General features: G+C 61.4%; 12 protein-coding genes. 6 read left to right on the top strand and 6 right to left on the bottom strand.

Translation table 11 applies throughout. From position 1 onward, the window contains the following. Nucleotides 1-241: 241 nt before the first annotated feature. The gene (locus KGB07_RS17350) at nt 242-394 is read right to left on the bottom strand and encodes a DUF3309 family protein (RefSeq protein ID WP_046042572.1); all 153 of its coding nucleotides are present in this window, start codon (nt 392-394) and stop codon (nt 242-244) included. Between the two features lie 284 nt (nt 395-678). Here KGB07_RS17350 and KGB07_RS17345 point away from each other — a divergent pair, with 284 nt between their 5' ends. The 3 genes from KGB07_RS17345 (at nt 679) to csrA (ending at nt 2,231) form a co-directional block, all read left to right on the top strand. Then, entirely contained in the window at nt 679-1,494 is an 816-nt protein-coding gene (locus KGB07_RS17345; RefSeq protein WP_046042573.1) for an SDR family oxidoreductase, read from the top strand. Between the two features lie 64 nt (nt 1,495-1,558). Beyond that, nucleotides 1,559-1,891 carry a YnfA family protein gene (locus tag KGB07_RS17340; RefSeq protein WP_008004345.1) on the top strand — a complete coding sequence of 111 codons (333 nt, stop codon included), beginning with the start codon at nt 1,559-1,561 and terminating at the stop codon, nt 1,889-1,891. A 154-nt stretch (nt 1,892-2,045) separates the two neighbouring features. After that, the gene (gene csrA, locus KGB07_RS17335; RefSeq protein ID WP_046042574.1) at nt 2,046-2,231 is read left to right on the top strand and encodes a carbon storage regulator CsrA; all 186 of its coding nucleotides are present in this window, start codon (nt 2,046-2,048) and stop codon (nt 2,229-2,231) included. Nucleotides 2,232-2,236: 5 nt separating this feature from the next. On the opposite strand, the gene KGB07_RS17330 is transcribed toward csrA, so the two are convergent. From KGB07_RS17330 to mnmC, 5 genes are all read right to left on the bottom strand, one after another. Next, nucleotides 2,237-2,464 carry a YheU family protein gene (locus KGB07_RS17330; protein ID WP_008017754.1) on the bottom strand — a complete coding sequence of 76 codons (228 nt, stop codon included), beginning with the start codon at nt 2,462-2,464 and terminating at the stop codon, nt 2,237-2,239. 225 nt (nt 2,465-2,689) lie between these two features. Next, nucleotides 2,690-3,880, bottom strand: coding sequence for an osmoprotectant NAGGN system M42 family peptidase (locus KGB07_RS17325; protein ID WP_223466067.1), 1,191 nt, complete (start codon nt 3,878-3,880; stop codon nt 2,690-2,692). Between the two features lie 125 nt (nt 3,881-4,005). Continuing rightward, entirely contained in the window at nt 4,006-5,754 is a 1,749-nt protein-coding gene (gene ngg / locus KGB07_RS17320; RefSeq protein WP_223466066.1) for an N-acetylglutaminylglutamine synthetase, read from the bottom strand. A 3-nt stretch (nt 5,755-5,757) separates the two neighbouring features. Then, nucleotides 5,758-7,530: an N-acetylglutaminylglutamine amidotransferase gene (locus KGB07_RS17315; protein WP_223466065.1), complete on the bottom strand. Its 1,773-nt coding sequence runs from the start codon at nt 7,528-7,530 to the stop codon at nt 5,758-5,760. A 170-nt stretch (nt 7,531-7,700) separates the two neighbouring features. Then, nucleotides 7,701-9,680, bottom strand: a complete 1,980-nt coding sequence (mnmC, locus tag KGB07_RS17310; protein ID WP_046042578.1) for a bifunctional tRNA (5-methylaminomethyl-2-thiouridine)(34)-methyltransferase MnmD/FAD-dependent 5-carboxymethylaminomethyl-2-thiouridine(34) oxidoreductase MnmC — start codon at nt 9,678-9,680, stop codon at nt 7,701-7,703. Between the two features lie 153 nt (nt 9,681-9,833). Between mnmC and pap the strand changes: the two genes are divergently transcribed. The 3 genes from pap to KGB07_RS17295 all read left to right on the top strand — a co-directional run bounded on the left by pap (nt 9,834) and on the right by KGB07_RS17295 (nt 13,869). Continuing rightward, nucleotides 9,834-11,357 carry a polyphosphate:AMP phosphotransferase gene (gene pap, locus KGB07_RS17305; RefSeq protein ID WP_046042579.1) on the top strand — a complete coding sequence of 508 codons (1,524 nt, stop codon included), beginning with the start codon at nt 9,834-9,836 and terminating at the stop codon, nt 11,355-11,357. A gap of 102 nt (nt 11,358-11,459) precedes the next feature. Then, nucleotides 11,460-12,644 (top strand): thiolase family protein, encoded by a 1,185-nt coding sequence (locus tag KGB07_RS17300; RefSeq protein WP_046042580.1) that lies wholly within the window; start codon nt 11,460-11,462, stop codon nt 12,642-12,644. A gap of 265 nt (nt 12,645-12,909) precedes the next feature. Then, nucleotides 12,910-13,869 carry a DMT family transporter gene (locus KGB07_RS17295; RefSeq protein ID WP_046042582.1) on the top strand — a complete coding sequence of 320 codons (960 nt, stop codon included), beginning with the start codon at nt 12,910-12,912 and terminating at the stop codon, nt 13,867-13,869. Nucleotides 13,870-13,917: the final 48 nt, after the last annotated feature.

The following is a 13,917-nucleotide window of genomic DNA, read 5'->3' as shown; positions in this document are numbered from 1 at the left end:
CACCGGCTTGTTCCAAGGCCTGTTCGACCAGCGATGGATCAAGCAACGAGTCCAATCCCTCGAGGGAATTGGGAGTCGAGACGAAGTTGTGGGTCAGTTCCAGTGCCCGAGCCAGACGCATAAAAAAATCCGATGCCTATTCAGGCATCGGATTTTGATTTCTTGCGGCCAAAGGTCAAGCAATGAGGCTTAACTGATCGGCATTACCCTTCAAGGGCCTCTTTTTTTGCCTGGCAGATATTTAAATTCGGCCGAGCAAGAGCAGGATCAACAGCACCACCAATACGACGCCGATGATTCCGGACGGGCCGTAACCCCAACTTCTGGAGTGCGGGAAGACCGGTAAACCACCGACCAGTAACAGGATCAGAATGATGATCAGTATTGTGCCCATGTCTGTTTCCTTGTCGAAAATGCAGTGGATTGACCATGCCAATCAAGGTCAGTGGGACTGAAGTAAATTCGAGCTGCTTAAAAATCCGACTCTTGCGCTTGCAGGAAAATTCCAAGTTTTTTTGAAGTATTTCGGACGGGTTCTTATTTCTTTTGTAGTTGCCTTAATTGCGTCAGACGCTCCCGCAGTTTGCTCGGGCCATTCAGCAATCTGATGGAGCGTGGGTCGGGCAATTTCCTTCGCTACACTCGGTGCATCTTCCGAGAACAACAAGGCTGTTTGCTATGCAAAATCGCATGATGATCACTGGTGCAGGCTCTGGCCTGGGTCGCGAAATCGCGCTGCGCTGGGCGCGTGAAGGCTGGCAACTGGCCTTGTCGGACGTCAGCGAGCCCGGCTTGCAGGAAACCCTCAAGTTGGTCCGCGAAGCGGGCGGCGACGGTTTCATCCAGCGCTGCGACGTGCGCGATTACAGCCAGTTGACAGCGTTCGCCCAAGCCTGCGAAGTCAAACTCGGTGGCATCGATGTCATCGTCAACAACGCGGGTGTAGCGTCTGGCGGGTTCTTCAGTGAGTTGTCCCTGGAGGACTGGGACTGGCAGATTGCGATCAACCTGATGGGCGTAGTCAAGGGCTGCAAGGCGTTCCTGCCACTGCTGGAAAAAAGCAAAGGCAAGATCATCAACATCGCGTCCATGGCCGCGCTGATGCAAGGCCCGGCGATGAGCAACTACAACGTGGCCAAGGCGGGCGTGGTGGCGTTGTCCGAAAGCCTGCTGATCGAGTTGGCGCATCAGGAAGTCGGCGTGCATGTGGTGTGTCCGTCGTTCTTCCAGACCAACCTGCTGGACTCTTTTCGTGGCCCGACCCCGGCCATGAAAGCCCAGGTCGGCAAGTTGCTGGAAAGCTCGCCCATCAGCGCCGCCGACATCGCCGACTACATCTATCGGCAGGTCGCCGCCGGCGAGTTCATGATTCTGCCCCACGAGCAGGGGCGCATGGCCTGGGCGATCAAGCAGAAGAACCCGCAATTGCTCTACAACGAAATGACCGTCATGGCCGACAAAATGCGCGTCAAGGCCAGGCAATCCGCAAGCTGATCTTGCCCGCAGGCAACGCTGTGGTTAGGGTGGCCGCCATCGGCCATCCTCGCGAGACGCTTGCATGCTCAATTACCTGTGGTTTTTCCTCGCCGCGCTGTTCGAAATTGCCGGTTGCTTTGCCTTCTGGATGTGGCTGCGCCAGGGTAAAAGCATGTGGTGGGTGGTGCCGGCGCTCCTGAGCCTGACCCTGTTCGCCCTGCTGCTGACCCGGATCGAAGCCACCTACGCCGGCCGCGCCTACGCCGCTTACGGTGGCATCTACATCATTGCCTCAATCGGCTGGTTGGCCGTGGTCGAGCGGATTCGTCCGCTGGGTTCGGACTGGCTCGGTGTGGCGCTGTGTGTGATCGGCGCGAGCATCATTCTGTTCGGGCCGCGATTCTCCGCGTCCTGACAGATCGGCCCTACATTCAACCGGCCTGTCAGACCTTTCCGTAAGTGGTGTGCGCCAAGGGCTGTCAGTCCGGTCTGGTTTGCTGTCGGAGCATTGTAGGCGTACGGCGGGCCGGGCATCTTCAAGGGCCAGAAACCCCTGAAGGACACTCTTCATGCTCGTACTCACTCGCGTTGTGGGCGAAACCATTTCCATCGGTGACAACATTACCGTGCGCGTTCTCGCGATCAACGGAAACAACATTCGCTTTGGCGTCGAAGCGCCTCAGGACGTCAATGTGCACCGCTGCGAAATCTACGAACGCATCCAGAACAAACTGGCGAAGACCAAGGGACGCTGAAGACTTCAGTCAAACAGGTGCTTGGGTACGTCGTGCTTGAGCATCAGTTGGCATTGCTCGCTTTCCGGGTCGAAGACAATCAGTGCCTGGCCCTTGGTCAGCGCTTGGCGCACGCGCAGTACGCGGGTTTCCAGGGGGGTGTCGTCACCATTGTCCGTGCCGTCGCGGGTCACGAAATCCTCGATCAGGCGGGTGAGGGTGTCGACTTGAAGTTGGTCGTAGGGGATCAGCATAGGCACCTCGGTTGGATCAATGGCGCGATGCTACGGCGAATGCGAGATTGCCGCTAGTTTGGTCGTTTTATGTTGTCCGATCCGCCGCCATCGTCGGAACGCCGCCCGGAGCAAGCTCGCTCCCACAGGGTTCAGCGGCGGACCGGATATTAGTGTTCACCACCGATCAACTGTGGGAGCGAGCTTGCTCGCGATAGCGGTATACCTGGCGATGAAGATCCTGGATCAGTTCTCCGACCGTTGCCCCACCAGGCTGTCCACCGACGGCACTCGCGTATCGCTTTCCATCTGTGTGTCATGTTCGAGCTGATGGCTGAAGCGGTCCAGTGAGCCCTTGGCCGGTTGTGCATCGCTGGCAAACACGGGCGGGCTGAGGATATACGCACCGAGCAGGCGGCTCAGGGCGGCGAGGCTGTCGATGTGGGTGCGCTCGTAACCGTGGGTGGCGTCGCAGCCGAAGGCGAGCAGGGCGGTGCGAATGTCGTGGCCGGCGGTCACCGCCGAATGGGCGTCGCTGAAGTAGTAGCGGAACAGGTCCCGGCGTGCCGGCAACTCGTTGTCGCTGGCCAGGCGCAAGAGGTGGCGCGACAGGTGATAGTCATAGGGGCCGCCGGAATCCTGCATCGCGATGCTCACCGCGTGCTCGTTGGAGTGTTGGCCAGGCGCGACCGGTGCGATGTCGATGCCGACGAATTCACTGACGTCCCAGGGCAAAGCCGCCGCCGCGCCGCTGCCAGTTTCCTCGGTGATGGTGAACAGCGGATGGCAGTCGATCATCAGCTCTTCGCCACTGTCGACAATGGCTTTGAGCGCGGCCAGCAGCGCGGCCACCCCGGCCTTGTCGTCGAGGTGACGGGCGCTGATGTGGCCGCTTTCGGTGAACTCCGGTAGCGGGTCGAAGGCGACGAAATCGCCGACGCTGATGCCCAGCGATTCGCAGTCGGCACGGGTGGCGCAGTAAGCGTCCAGGCGCAATTCGATGTGATCCCAACTGATCGGCATTTCATCCACGGCGGTATTGAACGCGTGCCCGGAAGCCATCAGCGGCAGGACGCTGCCGCGGATCACGCCATTGTCGGTAAACAGGCTGACCCGGCTGCCTTCGGCAAAACGGCTGGACCAGCAGCCGACGGGCGCGAGGCTCAGGCGGCCGTTGTCCTTTACCGCACGCACCGCCGCGCCGATGGTGTCCAGGTGGGCGGAAACGGCGCGGTCGGGGCTGTTCTTCTTGCCCTTGAGCGTGGCACGGATGGTGCCGCGACGGGTCAGCTCGAAGGGAATGCCCAGTTCTTCAAGACGTTCGGCGACGTAGCGCACGATGGTGTCGGTGAACCCGGTGGGGCTGGGAATGGCGAGCATTTCCAGCAGCACTTTTTGCAGGTAACCGAGGTCCGGTTCGGGGATTTTGCAGGTCATGGAAACTCCTGATTGGTTATCGCCTATACGGCCGCCTTCGCGAGCAGGCTCGCTCCTACAGGGGGAACGCGATCAAAGGTGGGAGCGAGCCTGCGCGCGATAGCATCAGTCCAGACAACACATGGCTAAGAGACCACCGGCTGGCTGTATGGAAACAACAGATCCACAAACCGCTCCGCCGTCGGCTGCGGTTCGTGGTTGGCCAGCCCGGCCCGTTCATTGGCTTCGATAAATGCATAGTCCGGCTGGTCAGCGGCGGACACCATCAGGTCGAGACCGACCATGGGAATGTCCAGTGCCCGCGCGGCCCGTACCGCTGCATCCACCAGCGTCGGGTGCAGGATCGCCGTGACATCCTCAAGCACGCCGCCGGTATGAAGATTCGCCGTGCGCCGTACGAACAGGTGCTCACCGGCCGGCAGAATGCTGTCGTAGCCGTATCCGGCTGCACGCAAGGTGCGCAGGGTTTCCTGGTCCTGCGGGATCTTGCTTTCGCCGCCCGTGGCCGCTTGTCGCCGGCGGCTCTGGGCTTCGATCAATGCACCGATGGAGTGCTGGCCGTCGCCGACCACTTCGGCCGGCCGGCGAATGGCGGCGGCGACCACTTCAAAGCCGATCACCACAATGCGCAGGTCCAGGCCTTCGTGGAAACTTTCCAGCAGTACGCGGCTGTCGAAGTGGCGAGCGGCTTCCATGGCTTGCTGCACTTCCTCGATGGTGCGCAAATCCACCGCCACCCCTTGGCCCTGTTCACCATCCAGTGGCTTGACCACCACGCGCTGGTGTTCATCGAGGAAGGCCAGGTTGTCATCGGCGTTACCCGCCAGTTGCTGCGCCGGCAGGTTCAATCCGGCAGCCTTGAGCACTTTGTGGGTCAGGCTTTTGTCCTGGCACAGGGTCATGCTGACGGCGCTGGTCAAGTCGCTCAGGGATTCGCGGCAGCGTACCCGGCGCCCGCCATGGCTGAGGGTGAACATCCCGGCGTCGGCGTCATCGACGTGCACATCGATGCCACGACGGTGTGCTTCCTCGACAATGATCCGAGCGTAGGGGTTGAACGCGGCTTCCGGGCCGGGCCCGAGAAACAGCGGCTGATTGATGCCGTTCTTGCGCTTGATGGCGAAGGTCGTCAGGTTGCGAAAACCGAGCTTGGCGTAGAGGCTTTTCGCCTGGCGGTTGTCGTGCAGCACCGACAGGTCGAGGCAGGCGAGCCCGCGACTCATGAAGTGTTCGATCAAATGCCGCACCAGCACTTCACCGACACCCGGCCGCGCACAATGCGGGTCGACCGCCAGGCACCACAGGCTGCTGCCGTTTTCCGGATCGTTGAAGGCCTTGTGGTGGTTGAGGCCCATGACGCTGCCGATGACCGCGCCGCTGTCCTCGTCTTCGGCCAGCCAGTACACCGGGCCGCCCAGATGACGCGGCGTCAGCAGGGTGGCATCGGTCGGCAACATGCCGCGGGCCTGGTACAGCTGGTTGATTGCCTGCCAGTCGGCATCGCTTTGCGCGCGTCGAATGCGAAAACCGCGAAACACCTGGGTCGCCTGACGGTAGTCGCTGAACCACAGGCGCAAGGTATCGGACGGGTCGAGGAACAGTTGCGTCGGCTCCAGCCCCAGTACTTGCTGGGGCGCGGCGACGTACAGGGCAATGTCCCGCTCGCCGGGCTGCTCGTTGAGCAACTCCCCGGCCAGGCTCGCGGCATCGGCAAAGGTGTGGCCAATCAGCAAGCGGCCCCAGCCGCAATGCACGGCAATCGGCGCCCCGCCAAGTTCACCGCCATCCTCGGCAAGGCGTGCCTGCAAGCGTTCGTAGGAAGGCGACTGGCCGCGCAACAGGCGTTGGCTGATAGCCGTGGCGTGAGGTTTCATCGGTCAGATTCCTTGTTCGCTGAGCCACAGGTTGAGGGCCGCCAATTGCCACAGCTTGGAGCCGCGCAACGGTGTCAGTTGCCCCTGTGGATCAGTCAGCAGACGGTCGAGCATCGCGGGGTTGAACAGGCCGCGATCCTGGCTGGGATCGAGCAGCAACTCGCGCACCCATTCCAGCGTATCGCCCTGCAAATGCTTGAGGCCCGGCACCGGGAAGTAACCTTTCTTGCGGTCGATCACTTCACTGGGAATCACTTGTCGCGCAGCTTCTTTCAAGACTTGCTTGCCACCGTCCGGGAGTTTGAAACGCCCCGGAATCCGTGCCGACAGCTCCACCAGGCGATAGTCGAGAAACGGCGTGCGCGCTTCCAGGCCCCAAGCCATGGTCATGTTGTCGACCCGTTTGACCGGGTCGTCCACCAGCATCACCGTGCTGTCCAGACGCAAGGCCTTGTCCACCGCCGCATCGGCACCGGGCTGGGCAAAATGGGCTTTGACGAAGTCACCGGCGGCGTCATTCGCGGTCAGCCATTTCGGTTGCACAGTGGCGGCGTAGTCGTCATAACTGCGGTCGAAAAACGCTTCGCGGTACGCGGCATACGGATCACTCGCGCCGTCCACTTGCGGATACCAGTGGTAACCGGCGAACAGTTCATCGGCGCCCTGGCCGCTCTGGACGACTTTGCAGTGTTTGGCCACTTCCCGGGACAACAGGTAGAAGGCGATGCAGTCATGGCTGACCATCGGTTCGCTCATGGCGCGGAACGCGGCGGGCAGTTGTTCGATGATTTCCTTTTCTTCGATACGCAGTTGGTGATGCTGCGTGCCGTAGTGCCGGGCGATCAGGTCCGAATACTGGAACTCGTCCCCACGCTCGCCACCGGCATCCTGAAAGCCGATGGAGAAGGTCGACAGATTGTCCACGCCGACTTCCCGCAACAAGCCCACCAGCAAACTCGAGTCGACACCCCCGGACAGCAGCACGCCGACATCGACCGCTGCACGCTGACGAATCGCTACCGCTTCGCGGGTGCTGTCGAGCACACGGTCTCGCCAGTCTTCGAGGCTCAGGTTCTGCTCATCGGCGTGAGGGCCATAGGGCAGGGTCCACCAGGTTTTCTGCTCGGTGCGGCCATCGGCTTCGATGCGCATCCAGGTGGCCGGCGGCAGTTTTTCAATGCCCGCCAGCAAGGTGCGAGGTGCCGGGACCACGGAGTGGAAATTCAGATAGTGATTGAGCGCCACGGGATCGAGGATCGGGTTGATGTCGCCACCCTTGAGCAATGCCGGCAGCGCTGAGGCGAAGCGCAGGCGCTGGCCGGTGCGCGACAGGTACAGCGGTTTCACGCCGAGTCGGTCGCGGGCGATGAACAGGCGTTGGGCATCGCGCTCCCAAATGGCAAAGGCAAACATGCCGTTGAGTTTTGGCAGCAAGGCTTCGCCCCAAGCGTGATAGCCCTTTAGAAGCACTTCGGTATCGCCACCGGAATAGAAGGCGTAACCCAGACTTTCAAGTTCCGCGCGCAGTTCCGGAAAGTTGTAGATCGCCCCGTTGAAGGCTAGGGACAAGCCCAGTTGCGGGTCGATCATCGGCTGTGCCGAGCCGTCCGACAGGTCCATGATTTTCAGGCGTCGATGGCCCAGGGCAACCGGCCCTTGGCTATGAAAGCCCCAGGCGTCGGGGCCGCGGGGGGCCAGGTGATGGGTGATTCGTTCAATGGCTGCAAGGTCTGCAGGTTGTTGATCAAAACGTAACTCGCCAGCTAATCCGCACATAAATTCCTTACCGGTTTTTCCGTTGGGGAGGGTCGATCAATACCGCGCCGGAACAGCGGGTACTCAGAAACTGACCCACCTCGGTAAGGGGAGTTTTAGATCGATGAGTTATATGCGCGCCAGACCACGGCCGAAGCGCCCCGTGAGGGCGACTTCGGCTGGTGTTTCGACTACTTGCCTCGGATCAGGCGCCGCAGGGCAAACCGGTTGGGGTGACAGGCTTCGGCCACGCTTCTGGGCAATGGCAGGGGTTCGTTGTCCAGCCACGCCGCCAGCAGTTCTCCGGACAGCGGCGCGGTGATCAGGCCGCGCGAGCCGTGACCGCTGTTGATGTACAAACCGTCAAGCCATGGGCATTCGATGTCCGGCACCTGCCGGGCATCCTTGCCCAGCGCTGCATAGGCCTGGGTGAATGCCTGGGTGTCGGCCAGCGGGCCGACGATTGGCAAGTAGTCGGGGCTGGTGCAGCGAAACGCGGCGCGACCCTGGAGACTTTCAGGCGCCAGTTTATCGGCCTGTAAGCGCTCGACCAGATCGTGGGAAATCTCTTCGAGCATGGCCAGGTTGCCCAGGTGTTCTACCGTGGTCGGCGTCAGGTCATCGCTCTTGAAATCGAAACTGGCCCCCAGGGTGTGTTCGCCCAAACGGGCAGGGGCGACATAGCCTTCGGCACACACCACGGTGCTCAGGGCCTGGCTTTGCGGTGTTTGCGCCAGGCGGGTGATTTGTCCGCGAATGCGTTTGAGCGGCAACTCGGCGCTCTCGGGGAAACGCTGGATTTCAGCCGCACCGGCGAGCACCACCACGGGGGCGTCGGCAAGCAATCGCTCGCCGTCCCAGGCTTGCCACCGGCCCTCAACCTTGTGCAGCTCCAGCGCATCGTGATGGGTGAGCAATTGAATCTGTGGATGTGCAGCCTGCCACTGGCACAGCGCAGGTGGGTGGACCCAGCCGCCTTCGGGATAGAACAGTCCCCCCTGTGCCAGCCCGATACCGGCCACGGCCTGTGCCTCGGGTTGATCCAGCAGGTGCAGCAAGTCCGCTGGAAACGCCGCGGCCAATTGCGCCTGGCGTTCGGCTTCCTTGGCATTGAAGGCCAGTTGCAACACGCCGCAATCGTCCCAGTCACGGCCCCGTTGCAAGTGTTCGAGCAGTCGTCGGGTGTAGCCGAATCCGCTGACGATCATTTGCGACAGTGCCGTGCCGTGGGCGGATAACTTCAGGTAGAGCACACCCTGCGGGTTGCCCGAGGCTTCCTGGGCGATGTCGTCGTGGCGCTCCAGGACCGTCACTTGCCAGCCCCGCGCGGCAAGGCTGGCGGCGCTGGCACAACCGGCCAGGCCGGCACCGATCACCAGTGCCTGGCGCTCGCCGGTCAGCGGAGCCGGGCGGGCAAACCAGGGTTTGTCCAGGGCCGGGGCCGGCGTTTCCTGAGGCCAGCCGAGGAACTCGCCGCGCAGGATTTCCCATTTGTGGCCGATGCCTGGGGTGCGTTTCATCTTGAAGCCGGCGGCGTTGAGCAGGCGCCGCACCCAGCCGGTGCTGGTGAAGGTGCTGATGGATGCACCGGGAGCGGCCAGGCGTGCGAGCTCGGCAAACAGTTCGGCGGTCCACATGTCGGGGTTTTTCGCCGGAGCGAAACCGTCGAGGAACCAGGCGTCGATTCGGGCATCGAGTTGCGGCAGTTGCTCCAGTGCATCGCCGATCAGCAGCGTCAGGGTCACGCGACCGTGGTCCAGCGTCAGGCGCTGAAAACCCTGATGGATGGCTACGTATTGCTCAAGCAGTTGATCGGCAAACACCTTGAGTTCCGGCCACAGCGCCAGGGCCCGCTGCAAGTCGTCGGGACTTAACGGGTACTTCTCGACGCTGACAAAATGCAGCCGCGCACCGGCCGCGGCGTGTTGCTCGAACACCTGCCAGGCACACAGAAAATTCAGCCCGGTGCCGAACCCCGTTTCACCGATGACCAGCCGCCCGCCCTCGGGTAAGGCAGCAAAACGTTCCGCCAAACGGTTCTGTTCGATAAAGACATATCGGGTTTCGTCCAGCCCCGACTGGTCGGAGAAATACACATCGTCGAACACTCGCGAATAGGGGCGACCTTGGTCGTCCCAGTCGAGCTGGGCGTGGGGCAATACAGGTTTCATGGCAGGCTCGGCAACGGCAAGGCCGCCATTCTAGCCGATCGACGGCGTGGTGCTTGATCCGTGGCAAGGTATGCATTGGCCGAGACCGGGAGAATCTCTGCTGGCCTTCAGTTCAATCCGCTAGTCTTGCTCACATCTGGAAGGGAGCCACCCATGTTTGAATCCGCCGAAATCGATCACGCCATCGACAAAGAAACCTACGACGCCGAAATCCCGGCCCTGCGCGAAGCGTTGCTCGAAGCGCAATTCGAATTGCAGCAGCAACGCCGCTTCCCGGTGATCATTTTGATCAATGGCATTGAAGGTGCCGGCAAGGGTGAGACGATCAAGGTGCTCAACGAGTGGATGGACCCGCGCTTGATCGAGGTCCGCACGTTCGATCAGCAAACCGACGAGGAACTGGCGCGGCCGCCGGCATGGCGGTACTGGCGGATGCTCCCGGCCAAGGGGCGCATGGGGATTTTCTTCGGCAACTGGTACAGCCAGATGCTGCAGGGGCGGGTCCATGGAGAGTTCAAGGATCCGCGACTGGACCAGGCGATCAATGCCGCCGAGCGCCTGGAAAAGATGCTCTGCGATGAAGGCGCGCTGATCTTCAAGTTCTGGTTTCACCTCTCCAAGAAGCAAATGAAGGCACGCCTCAAGGCATTGGCCGACGACCCGCTGCACAGCTGGCGCATCAGCCCGCTGGACTGGCAGCAGTCGCAAACCTACGACAGGTTCGTGAAGTATGGCGAACGGGTGCTGCGCCGCACCAGCCGTGACTATGCACCCTGGCATGTGATCGCCGGGGCGGATGCCCATTATCGCAGCCTGGCCGTGGGGCGGATTCTGCTGGCGGGCCTGCAGGGCGCATTGACGAGGCCGACGATCCATCCGGAAAAGGTCAGCGCCGCGCCAGTGTTCCCCAGTGTCGATCAAGTGAACCTGATCGACAGCCTGGACCTGACCCTGCACCTGGACAAGGATGATTACGAGGAACAGCTGATCACCGAGCAGGCGCGGTTTTCCGGGTTGATGCGTGACAAACGCATGCGCCGCCACGCCCTGGTGGCGGTGTTCGAAGGCAACGACGCGGCCGGCAAGGGCGGGGCGATCCGCCGGGTAGCGGCAGCGCTTGATCCACGCCAGTACAGCATCGTGCCGATTGCCGCGCCCACCGAGGAAGAACGGGCGCAGCCATATCTGTGGCGCTTCTGGCGGCACCTGCCGGCCCGGGGCAAGTTCACTGTGTTCGACCGCTCCTGGTATGGCCGGGTGTTGGTGGAGCGCATCGAAGGGTTTTGCAGCCCGGCAGACTGGCTGCGTGCCTACGGTGAAATCAACGATTTCGAAGAACAGCTCACCGACGCCGGTGTGATCGTGGTCAAATTCTGGCTGTCTATCGACAAACAGACGCAACTGGAGCGCTTCGAGGAGCGCGAGAAGATTCCCTTCAAGCGCTTCAAGATCACTGAAGACGACTGGCGCAACCGTGAAAAATGGGATGACTATCGCGGGGCGGTCGGCGACATGGTCGACCGTACCAGCACCGAGATTGCGCCATGGACCCTGGTGGAAGCCAACGACAAGCGCTGGGCACGGGTCAAAGTCTTGCGCACCATCAACCGGGCATTGGAGGAGGCTTTCGAAAAATCCGACCGGCAAGAAGACAAAAAGCGTAAGGACAAGGATTGAGGCGATGGTTACGCATATGCGAGGTGAATGATTGTCGCGGTCGGTGAAGCGCTGGACTTATGCTCGGTCCACTCTCAACCGATAACAACAATGAGGTATGTCATGCGTGAAGTGGTGATCGTCGACAGCGTGCGGACCGGCCTGGCCAAATCCTTTCGCGGTAAATTCAACATGACCCGCCCGGACGACATGGCGGCACACTGTGTCGATGCACTGTTGGCGCGCACCGGTATCGATCCGGCGAGCGTCGAGGACTGCATCGTTGGCGCCGGCTCCAACGAAGGCGCCCAGGGTTTCAATATCGGTCGCAACGTCGCGGTGCTCTCGCGCCTGGGTATCGGCACGGCCGGCATGACCCTCAACCGGTTCTGTTCCTCGGGCTTGCAGGCGATCGCCATTGCCGCCAACCAGATCGCTTCGGGTTGCAGCGACATCATCGTCGCCGGCGGCGTCGAGTCCATCAGCCTGACCATGAATAGCGTCAATAACGACAACCTGATCAACCCGCTGCTCAAGGAGCAGGTGCCGGGCATCTACTTCCCGATGGGCCAGACTGCTGAAGTCGTCGCGCGTCGGTACAGTGTCAGCCGTGAAGAGCAGGACCTGTACGCGCTGCAAAGCCAGCAGCGTACCGCAGAGGCTCAGGCCGGCGGGCTGTTCACCGATGAAATCGTGCCGATGGCGGTGAAGTATCGCGTCGAAGACAAGGCCACAGGTCAAGCACAGACCCTCGACGGCATCGTCGACCGCGATGACTGCAACCGCCCGGACACCACCCTGGAAAGTCTGGCCGGGTTGAAACCGGTGTTCGCCGAAGATGGCTCGGTCACGGCGGGCAACTCTTCGCAGCTGTCTGACGGCGCGTCCATGACCCTGGTGATGAGCCTGGAGAAAGCGCTGGAGCTGGGGCTCAAGCCGAAAGCGTTCTTCCGCGGCTTTACCGTGGCCGGTTGCGCGCCGGACGAAATGGGCATCGGCCCGGTGTTTTCGGTACCGAAACTGCTCAAGGCCAAAGGCTTGCGGATTGACGACATCGACCTGTGGGAGCTCAACGAAGCGTTCGCCTCGCAATGCCTGTACAGCCGCAACCGCCTGGAAATCGACAACGCCCGGTACAACGTCAACGGCGGTTCGATTTCCATCGGTCACCCGTTCGGCATGACCGGTTCGCGCCAGGTCGGGCATCTGGTTCGTGAATTGCAGCGACGCAACCTGCGTTACGGCATCGTCACCATGTGCGTGGGTGGCGGGATGGGGGCAACCGGGCTGTTTGAAGCGGTGCGGTAAGCCTCTATATTTCTCGTTGTCAGTCAAATAGCCATCGCGAGCAAGCTCGCTCCCACAGTGTTCAGCTGCGATCACAAATCTTGTGTACGCCACAAAACCTGTGGGAACGAGCTTGCTCGCGATGGGCGCAACTCGGTTGTAAAAAATCCCCCTCAAAGATTACGACCCGCACAGTTTCATTCGCGGCCAGTCCGAAACTGTCCCTGTGTACGCCACCGCTGCGGGCCTAGAATGACGACTCCTGTCAGTTGGCGTTGGGGTTCACATGCACATTTCATCGGGTCGCTGGGGTTACGGTCTGTTCCTGGCCTTGTTGACCGCGTTGTTGTGGGGAATCCTGCCGATCAAACTCAAGCAGGTATTGCTGGTGATGGACCCGGTAACGGTGACCTGGTTTCGCCTGCTGGTGTCCGGCGGTTGCCTGTTCATTTACCTGACGGCCACCAGGCGCCTGCCCAGCCGCAAGGTGCTCGGTCCTCGTGGTGGCTGGCTGGTGCTGATGGCGGTGCTCGGCTTGGTCGGTAACTATGTGTTGTATTTGATGGGCCTGAACCTGCTCAGCCCCGGCACGGCGCAACTGGTGGTGCAGATGGGCCCGATCATGCTGCTGATCGCCAGTCTGTTTGTGTTCAAGGAGCGTTTCAGCCTGGGACAGGGGATTGGCTTGCTGGTGCTGCTGATCGGCTTTGCGCTGTTTTTCAACCAGCGCTTGAGCGAGTTGCTCACGTCGCTGACCGACTACACCGCCGGCGTGCTGCTGGTGCTGCTGGCGTCCACGGTCTGGACCTTCTATGCCCTGGGGCAGAAGCAATTGCTGACGGTGTGGAATTCGCTGCAGGTGATGATGGTGATCTACCTGTTTTGCGCGGCGCTATTGACGCCGTGGGTGCATCCGCTCGAAGCGTTGCAATTGAACCCGTTGCAGGGTTGGTTGCTGCTGGCGTGCTGTCTCAACACCCTGATTGCCTATGGCGCGTTTGCCGAGGCCCTGGCCCATTGGGAAGCCTCCCGGGTCAGCGCGACGCTGGCCATCACGCCGTTGGTGACCTTTGCCGCGGTTGCCATGGCTGCGTGGCTGTGGCCCGAGTATGTGCACGCCGAAACGATCAATGGTCTGGGATATGGCGGTGCGGTGCTAGTGGTGCTGGGGTCGGCGTTGGTGGCGTTGGGGCCATCGTTGATTGCCGGGCTGAAGGCGCGGAAGGTGCGGATGGCCGCCAGTTAGACCGCGTTATCGTTCATCGCGGGCAAGCCACGCTCCCACAGGTTTCGA

The sequence above is a fragment of the Pseudomonas sp. GL-RE-26 genome, from assembly GCF_019956275.1.
GTDB classification, from domain to species: Bacteria; Pseudomonadota; Gammaproteobacteria; order Pseudomonadales; family Pseudomonadaceae; genus Aquipseudomonas; species Aquipseudomonas grandcourensis.
This window is presented reverse-complemented; position numbering and strand designations above follow the sequence as displayed.

Excerpts from the sequence above, each read along its gene's own strand:
- KGB07_RS17350 (WP_046042572.1), bottom strand. The coding sequence starts at position 394 with ATGGGCACAATACTGATCATCATTCTGATCCTGTTACTGGTCGGTGGT.
- KGB07_RS17345 (WP_046042573.1), top strand. The coding sequence starts at position 679 with ATGCAAAATCGCATGATGATCACTGGTGCAGGCTCTGGCCTGGGTCGC.
- KGB07_RS17340 (WP_008004345.1), top strand. The coding sequence starts at position 1,559 with ATGCTCAATTACCTGTGGTTTTTCCTCGCCGCGCTGTTCGAAATTGCC.
- csrA (WP_046042574.1), top strand. The coding sequence starts at position 2,046 with ATGCTCGTACTCACTCGCGTTGTGGGCGAAACCATTTCCATCGGTGAC.
- KGB07_RS17330 (WP_008017754.1), bottom strand. The coding sequence starts at position 2,464 with ATGCTGATCCCCTACGACCAACTTCAAGTCGACACCCTCACCCGCCTG.
- KGB07_RS17325 (WP_223466067.1), bottom strand. The coding sequence starts at position 3,880 with ATGACCTGCAAAATCCCCGAACCGGACCTCGGTTACCTGCAAAAAGTG.
- ngg (WP_223466066.1), bottom strand. The coding sequence starts at position 5,754 with ATGAAACCTCACGCCACGGCTATCAGCCAACGCCTGTTGCGCGGCCAG.
- KGB07_RS17315 (WP_223466065.1), bottom strand. The coding sequence starts at position 7,530 with ATGTGCGGATTAGCTGGCGAGTTACGTTTTGATCAACAACCTGCAGAC.
- mnmC (WP_046042578.1), bottom strand. The coding sequence starts at position 9,680 with ATGAAACCTGTATTGCCCCACGCCCAGCTCGACTGGGACGACCAAGGT.
- pap (WP_046042579.1), top strand. The coding sequence starts at position 9,834 with ATGTTTGAATCCGCCGAAATCGATCACGCCATCGACAAAGAAACCTAC.
- KGB07_RS17300 (WP_046042580.1), top strand. The coding sequence starts at position 11,460 with ATGCGTGAAGTGGTGATCGTCGACAGCGTGCGGACCGGCCTGGCCAAA.
- KGB07_RS17295 (WP_046042582.1), top strand. The coding sequence starts at position 12,910 with ATGCACATTTCATCGGGTCGCTGGGGTTACGGTCTGTTCCTGGCCTTG.